The organism is Iamia sp. SCSIO 61187 (assembly GCF_019443745.1).
GTDB lineage: Bacteria > Actinomycetota > Acidimicrobiia > Acidimicrobiales > Iamiaceae > Iamia.
Map to the genome: position 1 here is coordinate 3,996,636 of NZ_CP050948.1, position 18,801 is coordinate 4,015,436.

The window sequence follows — 18,801 nt, forward strand, 5'->3', positions numbered from 1 at the left end:
CGGCCCGACACATGCGAACCTTGACATATGAACAGGTCTTCATGGATAGTGCTCCCGTGGCTCCACCGACTCTCGCCACCCGTTCGACGGCGACCGGCGACCACGACCGGATCGCCGGTGCGCGAGGGCGTCTGCCGTCGGACGTCGAGATCGACAGGATCGCCACGCTGTTCCGTCTGATGTCCGACCCGACCCGGGCGAAGATCCTGTACTGCCTTCTGGCCGCCGGAGAGATGCGAGTAGCCGACATCGCTCAGACCGTCGGAGCTTCCGAGAGCAACGTGTCGCACGCCCTACGCCTCCTGCGCACCGGAGACGTCGTGGCAAACCGCAGGGACGGGAGATCGATCTTGTACCGGCTGCACGATGATCACATCCGCTCGCTGCTGGACCTGTTACTCGAGCACGCCCGTCACGACTCGGAGGATCCACGATGAGCGGAGATCACAGCCACGCATCGATAAGCGCCGGAGCCCGCCACAAGGGCCCCCTGCTCGCCGCCTTCGCCCTGCTGGCCACCTTCATGGTGGTGGAGGTAGCAGCCGGGTTGATCACGAACTCGTTGGCCCTCCTTTCGGATGCTGGGCACATGCTCACCGACGTGATCGGCATCGGGATGGCCCTCGCAGCCATCCAGCTGGCGCAGCGCTCGACCCGGTCGCACCAGACGTTCGGGCTCTACCGGCTGGAGATCCTGGCCGCTCTCGCCAACGCCGTGCTGCTGTTCGGCGTCGCCATCTACGTGCTCTTCGAGGCCGTGCGACGCTTCTCGGAGCCGCCCGAGGTGCTGGGCACCCCGATGCTGATCGTTGCCGTGCTCGGGCTGTGCGCCAACCTTGGGGCCTTCGCCCTCCTGCGTTCAGGCTCGAAGGAGAGCCTGAACCTGGAGGGCGCGTACCTCGAGGTGCTCTCCGACACGATCGGATCGGTCGGGGTCATCATCGCGGCGATCGTGCTCCAGCTGACCGGCTGGGGGTGGGTCGATCCCGTGGTGGGAGTGGGCATCGGGCTGTTCATCCTGCCTCGGACATGGCGCCTCGGAGCGAAGGCGGTACGCATCCTGGTGCAGGCCGCACCGCCGGATCTCGACCTGGACGCGATGCGCAGCTCGCTCGCCGCGATCCCGGGCGTGACCGACGTGCACGATCTCCACGTCTGGACGCTGACCTCGGACATGGAAGTCGCCTCGGCCCATCTGATGGTCTCGACCGGCGTCGACACCCACACCGTCCTCGACCGAGCACGGTCCCTGCTCGCCGACGATCACGCCATCGCCCACGCCACGCTGCAGGTCGAACCCGACGACCACGAAGGCTGCGCCGATGTCCACTGGTGATCGACCAACCCTCCTCGGCATGGTGCTGGCCCACCAAGGCGGCTGGGACGAGGTCCTCCTCATCCTCGTCCCGATCGCCTTGTTCGCCGGGTTGCTCTGGCTGGCGAACCACCGAGCGGAGCGCACGCTCGCCCAACGCAAGGCTGCCCTCGACGATGCAGATCGGAACGAGGAGTAGTCGCCGGTGAGGACAATCGAGATCTCGACCCAGCTCGACGCGCCCGCGGACGTGATCTGGGCGGCGATGAAGACGCCGGACGCGTTAGTACACGTCGCCGGCTCGATGCTCCGCTACCGGGCAGCCGAACGCCTGGACCGGCCGTGGCGGGTCGACGACGCCATCGTCGGATGGACGTTCCTGGGGCGCGTCGTGCCGTTCTCTCGTCACCACCTCACGGTGAAGCTGATCGACGACGAGGCTCGCGTCCTCGTCACGGAGGAGCACGGCGGCGCCGTTCGGCGCTGGGATCACGTGTTGATCACATCACCCGTCGATGCCCGGCGGAGCACCTACCAGGACCGCATCACGATCGATGCCGGCGCCCTGACCCCTGCCGTGGCCCTCTTCGCCCAGGTCTTCTACCGCTACCGCCAACGCCGATGGCGACGCCTGGCCCCCGTCCTCGACGTCTCCCGCAGAGTCGAGTTCACCGGCTGATCGACGCGGCTAGCACTGATCAGGCTGGCGCCGAAGCTGCGGGACCAGCCTCGGAAGCCGGCTCGTCGAGGTCGCTCAGGTCCGGAGCGAGGGTGCCGGACCTGATGATCAGCGCCGCGACACCGATGACCGCTCCGAGAGCGACCGCGGTCATCGAGCGATCGACGCTCGCCGGGAGGGAGGTGGGGAGGAGGGCCTTCCAGAGCACCTGGATGCGAACCAACGCCCAGCCGCCGAGGGCAGCCGCGCCGGCGAGCGCCACGACGCCGCGCAGCACCCGGCTCCTACCGATGAGCACGACGACCCCGGCGATGACGGCGATGGCTGGGAGGATCACCACGAGCGTCGAGGTGGACGCTCCGGGAGGGCTCTCGCTGCGCTGGGCGGCGCCAGCCACCACGCCGCCGATGCCCGCGAACAGCAGCACCACGCCAGCAGCGGGCACCGCCGGGACGAGGCGGGACATCCCAAGACCCACCGCCACGGCGACCACGAGGGCGAGCGCGAACCACGGCAGCGGCGACGGTGCGTCGATCAGGCGGTAGTCGCCAGTGATCACCACCTCCTCGCCGTCCACCACCATCGGCACCTCCCACCCCACGCCCTGGTCCGTGCGGGCTGCCTCCGCAACCTCGCCGCCCATGAAGTGGATCCGGTGGTCGTGCCACGCCCACCTTCCATCGGTGGCCACGACCTTCCACCGTGGCTCGGCCCCCGCGTTCACGCCGCTGGCATCGGTGCGAGTCCGCGACTGGTTGAGGAAGGCCGTGGGTGAGGACTGGTTCTCCTCGACCGTCCCGTCGTCCCGGAAGCGCAGGTACGGATCGCCGTCGTAGCCCGGTACCTCGACCGTCGTACCGTCGGCGACCTCGAGCAACAAGAACCCGTCGCCGCCCACGATGGACGCTCGGAAGCCATCGGTGTTGGGGACGATGTCGTCGATCTGCGAGCGGTAGTCGGTCGGGCCGGGTGGATCGGCAGACGCCGGCCCGGCGAGCCCGGCGACCAGCCCGAGGACGACGGCGAGGGCGACGAGGACCCGCCGGGCGATGCGGGCAGACCGGGATGGGAGGCTCACCGGGGCAATGATGGCGCGCTGCGCAGTTCAGCCCACGGCGGCTGTGTACTCGTCGGTCTGGCGCAGCATCGTGATCATGCTGCGAGTGGAGCCCGACTCATCGACCTGGGACTGCCACGCCGACAGCTCGGACGATGTGGGGATGCGATTCAACATCACCCCGTAGCAGGCGACGACGTGCATGCGCGACCTCTGGCTCGCCTTGTACTCCGGCGACTCGCTGAACCCGGTCATGACCCGGCCCCGGGTGACCCCGGCCGCGAGCTGATCGACCCAGTACTGCTTTCCCGCGGCGTCCGGATCGCGTCCGAGCACGTTCCGGTAGACCAGGTCGACGTAGCCGGCGTCGTCGAGGGAGCCGTACATCCGGCTGAACTCAGGGGCTCGGGCGAACTGCTCGGCGATCCGATGGAGGGACCAGGATCCGCTCCGCCGGGCATCCATCCAGTACACGAAGCCGCCCGTGTCCGGGAGCCGCCGGTAGAAAGCCTGGTAGAGGCGGGCGATGCACTGGGTCATGTCGTCGCCCTCGCCGGACTCGAGGAAGTACTGCATCAGCCAGTCCGGGCTCCGCGTGCCGTAGTCCAGCATCTCGCCGTAGTAGGTGAGGTCGCCCGACGACGGCGCCCGGCCGAAGAAGTCCTCGTACTGATAGGCGATGAAGGCGCGTGAGCTGTCGAACGGCCGGAACGCCTCGGGCGGGACTGGCGTCAGCTCCTTCGCTGCCTTGGCGTTGCGCAGCGACTCGCGCGGGTTCACCGATGCCGACGACCACAGCCGCTGTGTCTCGCTGGAGAAGCTGCCGCTGGCCGGCTTCCGGATCTCGAAGTGGAGGTGATAGGTGCCCTCGGCGTTGCCGCTGTCGCCGCAGTAGGCGACGAACTCGCCTTGCCGGACCCGATGACCGCGAGCTGCGGCCTCGTTGCCGACGAACTGCCGCAGGCTCGGCCCCCAGGCCGTGTCCGCCCGGTTGTCCGTGGTGTGGGTGCCTGGGCGCTCGTCGTTGTTGTGGAGGTAGCAGTAGAACCATCCGTCGTCGCCGCGGATGTAGAGCGAGTTGCCCGAGGATCGATGGCGGAACTCGACGATGGTGCCGCTGACCACGGCGAGCATCTTCGTCATCTGCGGAGCGATGAGGTCCTGGCCCTGGTGGGCTCGGGAGCACCCGTCACGACAGGCGCCGTAGGTGTCGCTCCACGTGGCCGAGGTGTTCGGCCGGCCCAGGAGCGGCCACATGATGCCTCGGTCGGGGCTCTCCTGAAGCAGGGTGTCGAAGCTGCGGGTCTGACCGACGGATCGCTCGGTCGGGTGGACAGGCTGCGCGGTCGTCGGTGGTGTCGGTGCGGTGCTGGTGCTCGATGTGGGGGAGGTGGTGCCCGAGGATGCGCTGGCGGTCGGGGACGGCTCGCTCGTCGTCGTGCTTGCATCTTCCTGGCCGAAGGCCGGGAAGCCGCGCAACGCGACCCCCGCACCGACGGCGGCGCCGGCGGTGAGCACCCGGCGACGCGTCAACCGAGGCTGGACGGTCTTCGCTGGGGGATGGATGTCCATGAGGCGCCTTGCTCTTCGTCGGTCAGCTAGCCATCGGCACCGATCGGCGTCCGAACAGGTCCGGCGAGCTCCGCCGACCGACCGGCCGATGATGTTGCGATCACGTTACGGGCTCGGGCAGGCCTGCTGGAAGGCAGGTCGGGACATTTCGCCGCCGATGCGTTTCCCCGCTGGACGCTCAGGCGTCGGCGGCTACCTCGTCCGGGTCGCGCCTGCGTCCCAGCAAGATGATGCCCATCGCGACGAGGGCAACGACGACCACGACCGCGGCACCGACCAGCGCCAGGCTCGCTCCACCATCGTCGGACCCGGCATCGACCTCCTGATCGGAGATCGGATCGGCGGCCTGCTCCTCGGGGATGGTCGTCGGCGAGGCCTCGGCCGTCGTGGTCGTCTCGGGTGCCGTTGTCGTCACCGTCGAGGTCGTCTCTTCCGCCATCGGCGGGGCGGTGACCTCGGCGGTGGTCGGCGGTTCGACGGAGGTGACGCGGATCGGGGCGCCCTCGGCAGCGACCACCGTCGCCTGGTAGTCGCCGTCCTGTGCTCCGGGCTGCATGGGGACAGGGGTGGCTTCTCCAACGACCACGGTGACGGTGGCGTCGGGAAGGCCATGACCGTCATCGACGGCGATCAGGTGGACCGTCACCGTCACCTCATCCCCGTCCCTCGTGATCGAGGTGACCTCCATCTGGCCTTCCCCGCCATGGGCGTGGGCGGCGGGCGCGGTCCCGAGGACGATGGCGACTGCGATGCCCAGCACGATCGGGGCACGGTGCAACCAGCGGGCGGTTGTCATTGAACGGATACCTCGAAGGTGAAGGTGGCTGTCGTCGTCAAGGTCACGGTCATGAGCGTGACCGTCCAGGTCCCCGCGGTCGGGAGCGAGGCGCCGTAGATGCTGGCATGGTCCGGTGTGACCGGGGTGACGCCGTCCAGCTTGCGTGGGGGGATGCCCTCCCGGGCCACCGTGGCCTCCAGCGCGTCGAACCGCACGGCTCGACCGTCGGTGTCGGTGAGGTAGATGTGCATGGTGTTGTCGCCCACCTGCGCCGGGGTGACCTGGAGTCGCATCGTGAGGTCCCCCTCGGTCCGCACGTCCTCGTAGGGCTCGGCGAGGACGTCGCGGCCAGGCGGTTGGTTGACCAGCCCGGCGGTCACCGCCAAGACCAAGGCGCCCACCACGACCTCCGCCCTCACGACGTTGAGCAGGGCGCGCCGTGCGGCGCCAGCCGAGGGTGCCGGCTGCCCGTCGGCTGCCACCCGACCGAGCAGGGGGATGAGGCGGGTGCGGTTGATCCAGCCGAGCACCACCAGCAGGGCGAACCCCACCACCTTCGCGACGACCAGCTGACCCGACGCCGTCTGGGTGATGGCGTCGCGGTATCCCAAGAGCAGCCAGGCCGAAGCGGACCCCGAGACCAACACCACCACCGCCGCCGCCAGCGCAGCACCGGACACCGCACGTACGGCTCGGTCGGGATCCGCGAGCGACGGCCCGGCGACGACGAGGGCGACCAACATGCCGAGCCAGATCGATGCGGCCAACAGGTGGACGGCGTCAGCCGAGACGGCCAGTGCTCTCGCATCGGCGGTCCACGGATGGCCAGCGACCGGAGCGAGCAGGCCAGCAAGGGCGACGATCCCTCCGGTGCCGACGAGGACCCCGGGGCGGTGACGGATCCAACCGGCCAGGCCAACCAGCGCAGCGGCGAGGAGCACACCGGACCGGAGCAGGGCGACTGCGACCGGACGGCTGTCGCTTGCGACCTCGGTGACGAGGCTCAGCGCTGCGAAGGGTGACCTGCCGCTGGTGCTGGCGGTCTGCGCGACGACCGCGGCGGCCGTGCCCAACGCGCTGGTCGCCGCACCGCCGAGGATGAGGGCGCCGATCCGACGCGCCCCGGCGACGTCGCCTTGCGGTGCGCGTCGTTGCAACTGAGCGAGGAGCAGCGCGCCGCCGACCGCCACCGCAGCGCCCGCGTAGCCGAGCCAACGGCCCACACCCCCTGTCGCCGAGGTGGCGATGGGGATCGACTGGTCGATGTTCGCTGCCCCGGTGCGAACGCCGACGTGGAACACGAACGAACCCGTGATGGTGTGGCCGTCGTCGCTGACGACGCGGTACGCCACCGTGTAGGTCCCCCGGACACCGCCGTCGATGCCGACCACGAGGGTTCGCCCTTGGTCGGCCTCGTCGACCGAATCCTCGATCCGCCCGCCCGAGGGCGACACCACCTGGACGGCGCCGGTCGATGCGCTCACCGGCTCGTCGAAGCGAAGCGTCACCTGGTCGGGCGCATCCTCGACCAGGGCATCATCGGCGGGGCTGGTGTCCTGGAGCGAAGCGTGCGCGCCGGCCGGGCCAACGCCCAATACCAGCGTGCCGAGAAACGCGAGCAGGGCACCGACGGCGACAACGAGACGGCGGCCGAGCGGTGGCACGGGCGGGGAATCTATGTGAGCGCCGCCTCGCGGCGACATCAGCACGTAGGACGACTGCTCAGACAGCGTGGATCGTGCCCTTCATCATGGGGTGGGCGTCGCAGAGGTAGTCGTAGCTCCCGGGCTCATCGATCGTGAACCGCAACGTCTGGGTGACGGGGCCATCCTCGAGCGGCGACTTGGGATCCCCTGCCGAGCGGATGTGGAGGTTGTGGGGCACGCTGCGATCGCGGTTCTCGATCGTGGCCTTGACCTCCACGCCTGCCGGAACTGTGACCGTGTCGATGTCCCACGCCAGGTTCTCCGCGACGATCGTGAACTCGCGGACCGGATCCCCGACAGGTCCGCCTGCTCCATCGTCGGATCCACACGCCGCAAGCAAAGCTCCTGCCACGGCCCCTAAGGCCAGCCGGAGGAACCTACGACGGTCGAGTGAGGCCGGGGTCAGTGTGGTCAGGGGCACCACCCCGTCACTGCCCTCGGCAGGGGTATCAGCAGGGAAACGCAAATGGGTTTCGAAGGAGGTCATGCGGCGGACATCCTGCTTCGCATGTCCCGATCAGCACGAGGGCGTCGGGTGAGCGCAGCAAGGAGAGCGACGCCCGTCATTGCGAGCACGTGCTGGCCCTCGCTCGCAGCAACTGTCTGACCCTGGAACAGGTCGATGGCTGCAGTGAGCAGCATCGCCCCTGCGAGCGCTCCTGCGAACGGCAGCATTCCGGTGGCGAGACGAGGCCGCCAGACCGAGGCGAGCAGGCCGATCCCGAGCGCAACCTCGAACGCGCCCATCTCCCTCGTGATGTGGATCGGGGCAGCCGTGCTCTCCGCTAGGAGGAGGGCAGGGAGGGCGAGTACGAGCTGGGTCAGGCCCACCGCCAGGAGCGCGTAGCGCACCCCCTCCCTGACCGGCCGTGGACGGATCGCCAGCGGCACAGCCGCCAGGATCTCATCCGTTCGATCGCGAAGAGGCTCCACCGATCTGACGCGCACCCAGCCGTGCAATCGCGCAGCGACAGTCTCCCAGTCCCGACACGCCCCGCAGCGTTCGAGGTGGCGACTCGCCCCGGTCACGGACGCTGGGTCTCCCTCGCCGTCCAGATCCGCAGAGAGCGCCTCTCGGCATTCGTCGCAATCCATGCTCTCCCAGTCGTTGCGGAGAGCGCCGCAGTTCCCTCCATCCTGTGTCGGGGCCCGGATGGGTGTCTCCCTCGCGACCGAAGCCTTCCTCGCCATCGCATCGGGTGGAAGTTGCGTCCGGTCACCCAGCTCGCCTCGTGCCCGACTCGTCCGCCGGGATCGCAGGGGAACGGCGGAAGGGATCGGCGATCTGTGCCAGGTATCGAGTCGGGAACTCTGGCCGCTTGTCGATGCCTAGGTCGTCCGAGGTGAAGCGCTTCTGCTCGTCCCAGGATGCGGTGCCCAACAGGCGATCCCAGATGTTCGTGAAGAGGCCGAAGTTCACGTCACCGACGCCCGCCCATCGGTAGTGGTGGAAGCGGTGGACGGAGTTGAGCGCAAGCACGTGGCGTAGCGGCCCGACGGCGTAGTCGACGTTGGAGTGCTGGAGCAGCAGCTGGATGCCGACCATGAAGACGAGCGCCGTGGCTACCGCGGTCGGCAACCCGAGCACGACGAGAGGCGTCGTCGCGACAGCCGTCTCGAACAGCTGGTGGAGCGGGTGCTTCAACAGCCCGTTGAAGCCGTAGAAGCGCTCGACGCTGTGGTGGACAGCGTGAAATCGCCAGAGGGCAGGCGCCTTGTGGCTCGCCCAGTGGGCCAGCGTGATCCCCGCGTCCGCTACCACCACAGCAGCGAGAACCTGAACCACAAAGGGCCAGCCGTTCGGCCAGAGCCCTTCGACCCCGAAGTGCTCGACGGTCAGAGGAAGTGCGAGCAGGGAGCCGATCTGCAAGCCCTCGTTCACCAGTGCGTGGGCGAAGTCACGACCGACGTCCCCTCGGGCGGCGTTCCAGGCCGGCTCGTAGGGGGCGATCCTCTCGGCCACGAAGGACGCCGCGATTGCTCCGATCAGAAGCGCCGCCAGCAGGACCTTCGAGGCTCCTCGCGAGGCCAGCCAGAGGCCGAAGCCGTTCAGACCAAGGAGCATCAGGGGCAGGTACCCGTGACGGGTGATCATCTCGAGCAGCGTTCGGGAGTGTTGTGCCGATGCATCACATGCGTTGCGTCCCATGAAGTCCATAGTGACGTGTCCGCTGCGACGATGCAACGCCTCTGTTGCGTGAGGCTCGTCACCTACGTCACAATCGTGCGGTGGAGACCTCGACGGCGCTCATCGCCGCAGTGGAGGCGGCCGTCGCCGAGCACGGGTTCGACGGCGTGACCCTCGAACAGATCGCCGGGCAGGCCGGGCTGAACCGGGTCACGCTCTACCGTCGGGGGCTAACGCGGGAGACGCTCCTCACCAGCGCCGCCCTCGCTGCGGCCGAGGAGTTTCGAGCCGCTGCTCTCCCGGCCTTGACGGCGACCACAAGCGCTCGGGATCGCCTCATGCTGCTTGCTCACGCCCTGTTCGACCTGGCGGACCAGCACCTGGCGCTCCTCGCCGGTCTGTTCGACGGACCGACTGCGGTGTTCCACCTCGCGACCGACGACCACGACGCGCTGACGAGACTCGAGTACACGGCACCCTTCGCCCGCATCCTCACCGACGGACAGGCGGACGGAACGCTGGCCAGCGTCGACCCAGAGGAAGATGCCGAGGTGCTCTTCAACCTCCTCGGGTGGACCTACGTCCACCTCCGGCGAAGCCACGGTTGGAGCCCGGCGCAGGCGCGGCCGGCGGTCCTCCGGCAGCTTCGATGGACGGCGACATAGGCCCGTCGTCGTCCTCCGCCGAGACATCCTCTGCTGGCGGCCGGGCCCGGCACGGGTGCCAGGTGACCGGCGTCGAGGGAGCGTCACCATCGACGCCCCGGAGCGGCCCGTGCAGCCGTCCGCGTGGCTCTGTCGGGGAACGGCGCCGTAGCGTCCCGCGATGGCCGATGGCGACGACAGCCCCGACCCCGAGGACGACGCTCCCAACGACGAGGCTCGTGACGACGCGACCGACCATCCGAGGGCGACGCCTCCTCGTCGCACATTGGATGGAAGAACCTTGGCGACGTGCGCCGTCATCGCGCTGGTCGCAGCGCTGGTCGCGGGCTTCGTCGCCAGCCGCCTCACGGACGACGACGGGGACGAAGGGGAACCCGGACCGGGAGAGCTCACGCTCGCTGAGGATGCGCCCGACCTGGCCCTCCCCCGGCTGGGTTCGGACGAGGAGGTCCGCCTGACGGACTATCGCGGTCAGCCGTTGGTCGTGAACTTCTGGGGTTCGTGGTGCGTTCCCTGTGTCGAGGAGATGCCCGATCTGGAGCGCGTGTTCCAGTCGGTCGGCGACCAGGTTGCCTTCTTGGGTGTGAACGTCAACGACTCCGTGGAGGCCGCAACCCGCATGGTCGCCCGGACGGGCGTGACCTACGACCTGGCGCAGGACGTGGACGGTGCCCTCGGTCGCGCCCTCGAGGTCACCACGTTCCCGACGACGTTCCTCATCGACGCCGACGGCACCATCGTCGACGTCTCGCGACGCGAGATCTCGGCCGAGAGGCTGTGCGAGAAGATCAACCAGTCGCTGCTCAACCAGTCGCTCGAGGAGTGCGGGTGAGCGCCGCTGGCGACGCATCGGCTCGCTGGTTCCGAGGCGTCTGATGTCGAGTGCCGATGTTATCGTCGCCCACCGATGCTAGGTGCGCCAGAACTCACGCCGCATCCTCGGTGCGCACCCCTATCCGCTCTCGAGGACGGTGACGGCCGGACTGGCGAAGCGCTGCGACCCACCGAGCTGCGCCAGGCCGACAACTCGACGTATCGGTTCCGAGGGTGAACTCGGCTCTCGGCACCGCGGGTGTCGCCCTCGCCCTCGTCGCCTCGCTCGGCGGCATCCTCACCGTCGTCGTCGCCCAGACGAAGGGTCGGCCCGCCCTCCTCAAGCAGATCCCCGCCTTCGTGGGCTTGGTCATGCTTGGGGCTCTGCTGGCCGTCGCGGCGCTGCAACGGGCACTCATCACACGCGACTTCTCCGTCGATTTCGTCGCGCAGAACGGCAGCCGATCGACGTCGTTGCCGTTCACGATCGCGACGATGTGGGCTGCGCTGGAAGGCTCGATCCTGCTCTGGGGGCTCGTCCTCGCTGGCTACCTGGTGGCGGTGGCCTGGAAGTTCCGGACCCGGCTCGACGATCCGGTGGTGGCGTGGGCCATGCTGGCCCTGTTCGTCGTCACTGCCTTCTTCTTCGGGCTGATGGTGGGTCCGGCCGACCCCTTCGGCACCGTGGCCAACCCGCCCACCGAGGGTCCCGGGCCCAACCCGCTGCTGCAGGACCACCTGCTGATGGCCTTTCACCCGCCGATGCTCTACCTGGGCTACGTGGGGGTCACCGTTCCGTTCGCCTTCGCCATCGGCGCCCTGGCCACCGGCCGGGTGGGTGAGGGCTGGCTGGTCGAGACCCGTCGCTGGTTCCTGTTCGCCTGGGGTTTCCTCACCGTCGGCATCGTGCTCGGTGCGTGGTGGAGCTACGAGGTGCTCGGCTGGGGCGGGTACTGGGCGTGGGACCCGGTCGAGAACGCCTCGTTGCTGCCCTGGCTCACCGGCACCGCCTACCTGCACTCGGTGATGGTCCAGGAGCGGCGCGGGATGCTCCGGGTCTGGAACCTATCCCTGCTCTGCGCCACCTTCGCCCTCACCATCCTGGGCACCTTCCTCACCCGCTCCGGCGTCCTCGACTCCGTCCACGCCTTCAGCGAGTCGACCATCGGCCCCCTCTTCCTCGGCTTCTTCGGCCTTGTCGTGGTCGTCACGCTCGGACTCATCGGCTGGCGCGGCGAGCAGCTCCGCGCCCCGGGACGCATCGACTCACCCCTGTCTCGCGAGGCCTCCTTCCTCGCCAACAACCTCCTGTTCACCGGGTTCGCCTTCGTCGTGCTGTTCGGCACCGTGTTCCCCCTCATCGCCGAGGCCGTCGATGACCGGCGGGTGTCGGTCGGCGTGCCCTACTTCAACCGCATGGCCGGCCCCATCGGCCTGATGCTGCTGTTCCTTATGGCGGTCGCCCCGGCCCTGCCATGGCGCAAGGCCTCGACCGAGACCCTGTCGCAGCGCCTTCTCTGGCCGGCCTGGTTCGGCGTCGGCGTGGTCGTCGCATGCGTCGCCGCCGGCACCCGGGGCATCGTCCCCCTGGTCGCATTCGGCCTGGGCGCCTTCGCCGGCGCCGCTGCCCTCCGCCAGGTCATCCTGGCCACCCGGCGCAACGGCTGGCGCGGCCTCGTGGGCCGCACCAACGGCGGCATGATCGTCCACTTCGGTGTGGTGATGATCGCCATCGGGCTGGCCGCCTCGGGGTCGTTCGCCGAGCAGGCCGAGGCCCGCATGGCCCCGGGCGACACCCGCACGATCCACGGCCACGAGATCACCTACGTCGGCTACGAGGAGCGCGACTCCGACCCGACCCGCCTCGTCCGGGCCACCGAGGTCCGCGTCGACGGTCGGACGCTCGAGCCCCGGCTCCAACGATTTCCGAACGCCAGCCAGGAGATCGGCAAGCCGGCGGTGCGCTACGGCATCGGCGACACCGTCTACGTCGCCCTCCTCCAGGCGCCCCGTGAGGCCGACGGCACGATCCTCCTGCGGGTCATCGTCCAGCCCCTCGTCGGCTGGCTGTGGGCCGGCGGCGCGGTGATGGTCCTCGGCACGATCCTGTCCGCCTTCCCTGGGCGCCGCCGCCGGGGCACCGAGCCCACCTCCGCACCGAGCCGCTGGGACCGCCGGCCCCACGACGACGACACCGACCCAGTCCTCGGCGGCACCGGCGCCGCCGGCACCGACGAACCCGACGAGCAGCGCGAGCCGGTGGTGACGACATGACCGATGTCCACGCCGACCCAGCCCTTGACCCGGGGGAGGACGACGAGGCCCCGGCCCGACGCTGGCGGGTGCTCGGGCTGCCGGTTCCGGTGGTGGTCGCCGGCGCTCTCGGCGTTCTGATGGTCCTGCTCATCGTCCTCCTGGCCACGCGCGATCCGGCGTCCGACCGCCAGGTCGACAGCCCCCTGCTGGGTCGGTCGGCGCCACGCATCCAGGGCACGACCATCGAGGGCCGAGAGTTCGACTCGGCGACCTACGACGGCCGCTGGCTCGTCGTGAACTTCTTCGCCACCTGGTGCGTGCCCTGCATCGAGGAGCACTCTGAGCTTGTGGCTTTCCAGCAGGCCCAGCGCGAGGCCGGACAGGCCAACGTGATCAGCGTCGTGTTCGACGATGATGAGGCCTCCGTGCGCCGGTTCTTTGATCGCAACGGCGGCGACTGGCCAGTCGTCCTGGCACCGTCGCAGGTCATCGCCGACTGGGGCGTCCGCGGAGTCCCCGAGTCCTTCGTCGTCGACCCCTCCGGCACGGTGCGCTACAAGCTGATTGGTGGCGTCACCGCCCAGGGCCTCAGCAGGCTGGTCGGTCCGTGACCGGGACGTCCACCGTCGAGCCCATCTGCCTGGACTGGTGCGGGTGATGGAGACCGTCACGCTCCCCCTCGTGGCCGTCGTCGCTGGGTTGGTGTCGTTCAGCTCGCCGTGCTGCCTTCCCCTGATCCCGGGGTACCTGTCCTATGTCTCGGCGCTTCCGGTGTCCGAGCTGGGTCAGCGATCGTCCCGACGGATGACGTTGCGAGCGGCGTTGCTGTTCGTCGCCGGGTTCACCGCGGTCTTCACCGCGTTGGGCGTCGGCGCCACGGTGGTCGGCTCGGCCCTGCTGCGCAACCAGGACACTGTGGTGCGCTGGTTCGGAGTGGTGATCATCCTGCTCGGCCTTTCGACCATGGGACTGTTGAGGCTCCCGGTCCTCCAACGCGAGAAGCGGGTCGACCTGGCCAGAGTGCCGCGCGGCCCGGCGTGGGCCTTCCCGATGGGCATGGCCTTCGCCGCGGGATGGGCGCCGTGCATCGGGCCCGTCCTCGCCACCATCTTGGCGACGGCCTCGGTCGCAGGCAGCGCCTGGTGGGGCGGCATCCTGCTCGCCCTGTACTCAGCCGGGCTCGGCATCCCGTTCGTGCTCCTCGCCCTGGGGTTCAACCGTGCCAGCAGCTCGATGGACTGGCTACGCCGCCACAGCCGTCGCATCGAGATCGCCGGAGGAACCCTCCTCGTCGTCGTCGGAGTGATGTTCATCACCGGCCGTTGGCAGGCACTCTTCCGGCCCATGCAGCGATGGTTCGCCCAGTGGGGCTGGCCACCGATATGAGGCCTGCGACGAAGGTCGTCGCCACTGCACTCACGGTCGCGATGTTTGGTTGCAGCAGTCCGGCCCCGGCGGAGCAGGAAGGGGAGGAGGTGGTCGCCGCCGTGTGCGAGGCTCGAGCCGCGGCCGCTGGGGGCGACGCAGACGGGGCTCGCCGGACCTTCGTCAACAACGCTCACGGACGCCTCCACGAGCTGGCGGCGGAGACAGGCAGGGTCGACCGGCGCGCCGAGGCTCGGTTGCTAGAGGCGAAGCAGCGTGTGGAGGCGGTGCTCGAGGAGCCTGGGCCGGACTTCGCCGATCGCCTGGAGAGGCTCGCGGTCGCCGCGGCCGAAGCAGCCGAGGTGGTTGACGACGAGCGCCCGGCCGGGTGCTAGGTCATGAGAGGTTCATGAGACTCCCAAGAGCAGCCTTCCTCGTGGTCGCCCTCGCCCTCGCAGCGACCCTTCTGGGATGTTCCGACGGAGGCGGAGGCTCTCGCGACTCGGGTCAGGCAGACGGTGGTTCCGCTCCGGCTGCGCTTCCGGCGAACTTCGATCTCGCCGCTGACAGCCCTCAGCCTTTCCTGCTCGGGCTCATCGGTGCCGGCCAAGAATCCATCGCCTACGGGACGATCGATCTCGCCTTCGAGTTCGTGGGGCCCAGAGACGACCCGCTGTCAGAGCCTCGGCCTGGGCAGTCGGCGTCGGCGTCGTTCCAGGCCGTCTCGGGCAAGCAGATCGATCCCGCCACACCGGGGCCGAAGGCAGTGTCACCATCGACCGCACGGGGCGTCTACGCCACCGAGCCCCTCAGCTTCCCCGACGCTGGCTACTGGAACGTGTCCACACAGCTGTCCCTCGAGGAAGAGCCGGTCACGGTGACGGCAGTGTTCGAGGTGCTGGAGGATCACAAGGTGTCGGCGGTCGGAACCCCTGCGCCGAGAACCGAGAACCCCCTCGCCGGCGACGACGCCGTCCCTCCGGCAGCGATCGACTCCCGCGCTAGAGACGACGAACCCATCCCCGATCCCGAGCTGCACGAGATCTCGGTTGCCGACGCACTCGCTGCGGGTCGTCCGTTCGTGGTCGTGGTGTCGACGCCCACCTACTGCACCAGCCTGTTCTGCGGCCCCATCACCGACACCGTTGGCGACCTGTCGGAGCGGTACGCGGATCGGATGGAGTTCGTGCACCTGGAGGTCTGGGCCGACTACGAGGGCCAAGACCTCAACCCCGCCGCTGCGGAGTGGATCCAGCAAGAAGACGGCGAGGGCAACGAGCCCTGGACCTTCGTCGTTGACGCCATGGGCGTCATAACGCACCGGTTCGACAACTTCGCCAACGAGGACGTCCTAGAACGGGCGATCGAGGACACGTTGGCGGCCTGACGTCGGCCCGGGCGGCGAGCATCCGGGGCCGGGTGCTGGATCCAGCAGGTTCACCATTGACGCATCGGTCAATGGCTATAAGATCGGTGCATGTCGATCATTCGTGATGGGGAGAACACCGACCTCGCCCTGGGCGCCAAACTGTTCCGGGGGCTCGGTGACCCGACCCGGCTTGCCATCCTGCGGACCCTGGCGGGTGGGGAGCGGAGGGTCGTCGACCTCGTGGGCGAGATCGGGACCTCGCAGCCCAACATCTCCGGCCACCTGGCCTGCTTGAAGGACTGTGGGCTCGTTACCGATCGCCCTCAGGGGCGGGCGGTGTTCTACGCACTCGCCACCCCCGAGCTGTTCGACGTGCTGCGATCGGCAGAGTCGTTGTTGGAGGCGACCGGGCACCAGATCGCCCTGTGCCCGAACTTCGAGGAGGGCGTGTCGTGAGCGCCGAGGCGGAGCGGGGGCTCTTGGTCGACGACAGCGGAGCTCACGACGAGGACGACGAAGGCGCCGAGCGGATCTGGGAGAGCCCCGAGGTGCGTTGGTCGGCCCTGTCCGGGTTGCTGCTCCTGGTCGGCTTCCTCATCTCGGCGTTCGACGGGCCCGACGCCGTGGCCTCCGGTGTCTACGTCGCCGCCACGGTGGCAGGGGCGCGGTTCTTCGCCCTCGAAGCGCTCGAGGAGCTGGTGCGCGAGCGCAAGATCGGCATCGAGCTGCTGATGACGGTGGGCGCGCTCGCCGCTGGCGCCCTGGGCGAGTGGGGCGAGGCGGCGATGTTGGTCTTCCTCTACTCGATCTCCGAGGCGCTCGAGGAGTTCACCGAGTCCCGTACCGAAGGTGCGATCCGCGCACTCATGGACCTGGCTCCGAAGACCGTCACCTTGCTGCGCGACGGCCAGCAGATCGAGACACCGGCGAAGGACGTCGTCGTGGGCGACCGGTTCCTCGTCCGCCCGGGCGAGGGGCTCGCCACCGATGGAACCATCATCGAGGGTGCTTCCGCGCTGGACGAGTCGGCGGTGACCGGCGAGTCGATCCCCGTGGAGAAGACCGCAGGGCAGAAGGTGTTCGCCGGGACGCTCAACGGCTCCGGTGTTCTCACCGTCGAGGCGACAGCGACCCACGAGAACAACACGCTGGCCAAGATCGTCCACCTGGTCACCGAGGCCCAGGAGGAGAAGGGCCGAGCGCAGCGGTTCATGGAGCGATTCACCAGCCGCTACTCACCTGCGGTCCTGGCCGTCGGCGTCGCTGTCGCCGTCATCGGGGGCCTCATCGGCGACTGGCACACCTGGCTGGAGCGGGCTGCAACGGTGATCGTGGCCGCCGCTCCCTGTGCCCTCGTCATCTCGATCCCGGTCACCTACGTCGCCGCCATCGGCAACGCCGGTCGCCGCGGCATCTTGGTTAAGGGCGGCGTCGTCCTGGAAGACCTGGCCACCGTCCAGGTCGCCGCCTTCGACAAGACGGGCACACTCACCCACGGGCGCCCCGAGCTCGTCGAGATCCTCGCTGCCGAGGGCATCGACGACCTCGGGGCCTTGGCGCTCGCGGCGGGCGTGGAGCGCGCCAGCGAGCATCCGCTCGCCAAGGCCGTCGTCGAGGGCGCGGTGGAGCGCAAGGTCGCCGCCGCGGAGGTCACCGACATCACCGCGCTCGTCGGTGCCGGCATCGAAGGTCGCCACCAGGGGCGCCGCATCCTCGTGGGCTCCCCCAAGCTGATGGGCGAGCGCGGGTTGTCGCTGGCCGCCTTCGGGGACCGCATCGCCGAGCTGGAGTCTTCTGGTGCGACGGCGGTCGTCCTGGTCGTCGACGACGTCCCACAGGCTGCGTTCGGCCTGGCCGACACCATCCGGGACCAGGCTGCAGGGACGGTCTCTGCGCTCAAGGTCGCCGGCATCGAGCGCACGGTCATGATCACCGGCGACAACCGCCGGACGGCCGAGGCCATCGCCCAGCGAGCGGGCGTGGATGAGACGCTCGCCGAGCAGCGCCCCGAGGACAAGGCGGCCGCCATCCGTGATCTGCAGGAGCGCTACGGCGGCGTGGTCATGGCCGGCGACGGGATCAACGATGCGCCCGCCCTCGCCGCCGCCACCGTCGGCGTGGCCATGGGTTCGGCCGGCAGCGACGCCGCGCTCGAGACCGCCGACGTCGCGCTCATGTCCGACGACCTGTCCAAGCTCGCCGACGCGCTCTATCTCGCCCGGCGGACCCGGAAGGTCGTGCGCCAGAACCTGGCGCTGTCGTTCGCCGTCCTCGTCGTGCTCGTGCCCGGCGCCCTCCTCGGGGTGCTCAACCTCCCGATCGCCGTGGCCGGCCACGAGCTGTCCGAGCTGGTCGTCATCATCTCGGGCCTGCGCATGGCCCGCGCCGGCGCCGCACCGCGATGACCACCGAGCGGACCGTCGCCTTCATCGACCTCGCGGGGTTCACCGCCCTGACCGAGGTCCACGGCGACGGCGCCGCGATCGATCTCATCGACGCCCTCACCGACGCAGCCGTCGAAGCCTGCCGCAAGGCCGAGGCGCAGCTGGTGAAGACCATTGGCGATGCCGTCATGATCGCCGCCCCGACACCGGCCGCTGGGTTCGAGGCGGTGCGACTCCTCTTCCAGGTGGCCTACGGGCTCGACGGCTTCCCGGAACCGCGCGCCGGGCTCCACCACGGCCCTGTGATCGAACGAGATGGCGACTACTTCGGTGCCACCGTGAACCTCGCCGCCCGGGTCGCCAGCCGGGCCGCCAGCGGCCAGGCGCTCATCACGGAGCCCATCTTGGGAGCGGCGGCCGAGGCCGACATCGACGTCGTCCCGCTGGGCTCCCAGCAGCTCCGCAACATCCTCGACCCCGTCGAGCTGTACGCCGTCGAGCTCTGCGCCACCCAAGTCGATGTCGCCGTCGACCCGGTGTGTCGCATGCGCCTCTCCTGCCAGGCGACCATCGCCCGAGTGAAGCACGCAGGCATCGAGCACCGGTTCTGCTCGCTCGGATGCGTCGCCGCCTTCGCCACCGACCCCGACCGCTACATCACCGGAGCGTCCACGTGACCCGCCACCGCCCGCCGCCCTGCCCCCCAGCACTTCG

21 protein-coding genes are annotated in these 18,801 nt (G+C 69.3%); 14 read left to right on the plus strand and 7 right to left on the minus strand.

Annotated features, from left to right (window positions below):
- Positions 1-56: 56 nt before the first annotated feature.
- Genes HC251_RS19230 through HC251_RS19245 form a run of 4 tightly spaced genes read left to right on the plus strand, consistent with a single transcriptional unit; the run spans position 57 to position 1,994 of the window.
- Positions 57-437: a helix-turn-helix transcriptional regulator gene (locus HC251_RS19230; protein ID WP_219942221.1), complete on the plus strand. Its 381-nt coding sequence runs from the start codon at positions 57-59 to the stop codon at positions 435-437.
- On the plus strand, positions 434-1,336 hold the full coding sequence (locus tag HC251_RS19235; protein ID WP_219942222.1) for a cation diffusion facilitator family transporter: 903 nt from the start codon (positions 434-436) through the stop codon (positions 1,334-1,336). Before HC251_RS19230 ends, HC251_RS19235 begins: the two co-directional genes overlap by 4 nt.
- Entirely contained in the window at positions 1,323-1,514 is a 192-nt protein-coding gene (locus HC251_RS19240; protein ID WP_219942223.1) for a hypothetical protein, read from the plus strand. The genes HC251_RS19235 and HC251_RS19240 overlap by 14 nt, the downstream gene beginning before the upstream one ends.
- Before the next feature lie 6 nt (positions 1,515-1,520).
- A complete protein-coding gene (locus HC251_RS19245) occupies positions 1,521-1,994 on the plus strand; it encodes a hypothetical protein (protein ID WP_219942224.1) in 474 nt (157 codons plus the stop codon).
- Positions 1,995-2,013: 19 nt separating this feature from the next.
- Here HC251_RS19245 and HC251_RS19250 read toward each other — a convergent pair whose 3' ends face one another.
- The 7 genes from HC251_RS19250 to HC251_RS19280 form a co-directional block, all read right to left on the minus strand.
- Entirely contained in the window at positions 2,014-3,072 is a 1,059-nt protein-coding gene (locus tag HC251_RS19250) for a hypothetical protein (protein ID WP_219942225.1), read from the minus strand.
- 27 nt (positions 3,073-3,099) lie between these two features.
- Positions 3,100-4,308 (minus strand): DUF4214 domain-containing protein, encoded by a 1,209-nt coding sequence (locus tag HC251_RS19255; RefSeq protein ID WP_219942226.1) that lies wholly within the window; start codon positions 4,306-4,308, stop codon positions 3,100-3,102.
- Between the two features lie 493 nt (positions 4,309-4,801).
- Entirely contained in the window at positions 4,802-5,419 is a 618-nt protein-coding gene (locus tag HC251_RS19260; protein ID WP_219942227.1) for a hypothetical protein, read from the minus strand.
- Positions 5,416-7,104, minus strand: a complete 1,689-nt coding sequence (locus HC251_RS19265; protein WP_255566750.1) for a copper resistance CopC/CopD family protein — start codon at positions 7,102-7,104, stop codon at positions 5,416-5,418. The genes HC251_RS19260 and HC251_RS19265 overlap by 4 nt, the downstream gene beginning before the upstream one ends.
- A gap of 19 nt (positions 7,105-7,123) precedes the next feature.
- Positions 7,124-7,594 (minus strand): cupredoxin domain-containing protein, encoded by a 471-nt coding sequence (locus tag HC251_RS19270; protein WP_219942229.1) that lies wholly within the window; start codon positions 7,592-7,594, stop codon positions 7,124-7,126.
- Positions 7,591-8,298, minus strand: a complete 708-nt coding sequence (locus HC251_RS19275) for a zf-HC2 domain-containing protein (RefSeq protein ID WP_219942230.1) — start codon at positions 8,296-8,298, stop codon at positions 7,591-7,593. The genes HC251_RS19270 and HC251_RS19275 overlap by 4 nt, the downstream gene beginning before the upstream one ends.
- Before the next feature lie 25 nt (positions 8,299-8,323).
- Positions 8,324-9,256, minus strand: coding sequence for a sterol desaturase family protein (locus HC251_RS19280; RefSeq protein ID WP_219942231.1), 933 nt, complete (start codon positions 9,254-9,256; stop codon positions 8,324-8,326).
- A gap of 110 nt (positions 9,257-9,366) precedes the next feature.
- On the opposite strand from HC251_RS19280, the gene HC251_RS19285 reads away from it, so the two are divergent.
- The 10 genes from HC251_RS19285 to HC251_RS19330 all read left to right on the plus strand — a co-directional run bounded on the left by HC251_RS19285 (position 9,367) and on the right by HC251_RS19330 (position 18,764).
- On the plus strand, positions 9,367-9,900 hold the full coding sequence (locus tag HC251_RS19285; RefSeq protein WP_219942232.1) for a TetR/AcrR family transcriptional regulator: 534 nt from the start codon (positions 9,367-9,369) through the stop codon (positions 9,898-9,900).
- 160 nt (positions 9,901-10,060) lie between these two features.
- Positions 10,061-10,732, plus strand: coding sequence for a TlpA disulfide reductase family protein (locus tag HC251_RS19290; protein WP_219942233.1), 672 nt, complete (start codon positions 10,061-10,063; stop codon positions 10,730-10,732).
- A 215-nt stretch (positions 10,733-10,947) separates the two neighbouring features.
- Positions 10,948-12,987: a heme lyase CcmF/NrfE family subunit gene (locus tag HC251_RS19295; protein WP_219942234.1), complete on the plus strand. Its 2,040-nt coding sequence runs from the start codon at positions 10,948-10,950 to the stop codon at positions 12,985-12,987.
- A gap of 68 nt (positions 12,988-13,055) precedes the next feature.
- Entirely contained in the window at positions 13,056-13,580 is a 525-nt protein-coding gene (locus tag HC251_RS19300) for a TlpA disulfide reductase family protein (protein WP_219942235.1), read from the plus strand.
- A 46-nt stretch (positions 13,581-13,626) separates the two neighbouring features.
- A complete protein-coding gene (locus HC251_RS19305) occupies positions 13,627-14,355 on the plus strand; it encodes a cytochrome c biogenesis CcdA family protein (RefSeq protein WP_219942236.1) in 729 nt (242 codons plus the stop codon).
- The gene (locus HC251_RS19310; RefSeq protein WP_219942237.1) at positions 14,334-14,729 is read left to right on the plus strand and encodes a hypothetical protein; all 396 of its coding nucleotides are present in this window, start codon (positions 14,334-14,336) and stop codon (positions 14,727-14,729) included. The genes HC251_RS19305 and HC251_RS19310 overlap by 22 nt, the downstream gene beginning before the upstream one ends.
- A 41-nt stretch (positions 14,730-14,770) precedes the next feature.
- Positions 14,771-15,721, plus strand: coding sequence for a hypothetical protein (locus HC251_RS19315; RefSeq protein WP_219942238.1), 951 nt, complete (start codon positions 14,771-14,773; stop codon positions 15,719-15,721).
- 90 nt (positions 15,722-15,811) lie between these two features.
- The gene (locus tag HC251_RS19320; protein WP_219942239.1) at positions 15,812-16,159 is read left to right on the plus strand and encodes a helix-turn-helix transcriptional regulator; all 348 of its coding nucleotides are present in this window, start codon (positions 15,812-15,814) and stop codon (positions 16,157-16,159) included.
- Positions 16,156-18,108 (plus strand): cation-translocating P-type ATPase, encoded by a 1,953-nt coding sequence (locus HC251_RS19325; protein ID WP_255566489.1) that lies wholly within the window; start codon positions 16,156-16,158, stop codon positions 18,106-18,108. Before HC251_RS19320 ends, HC251_RS19325 begins: the two co-directional genes overlap by 4 nt.
- Positions 18,105-18,764 (plus strand): adenylate/guanylate cyclase domain-containing protein, encoded by a 660-nt coding sequence (locus HC251_RS19330; RefSeq protein WP_219942240.1) that lies wholly within the window; start codon positions 18,105-18,107, stop codon positions 18,762-18,764. The genes HC251_RS19325 and HC251_RS19330 overlap by 4 nt, the downstream gene beginning before the upstream one ends.
- Positions 18,765-18,801: the final 37 nt, after the last annotated feature.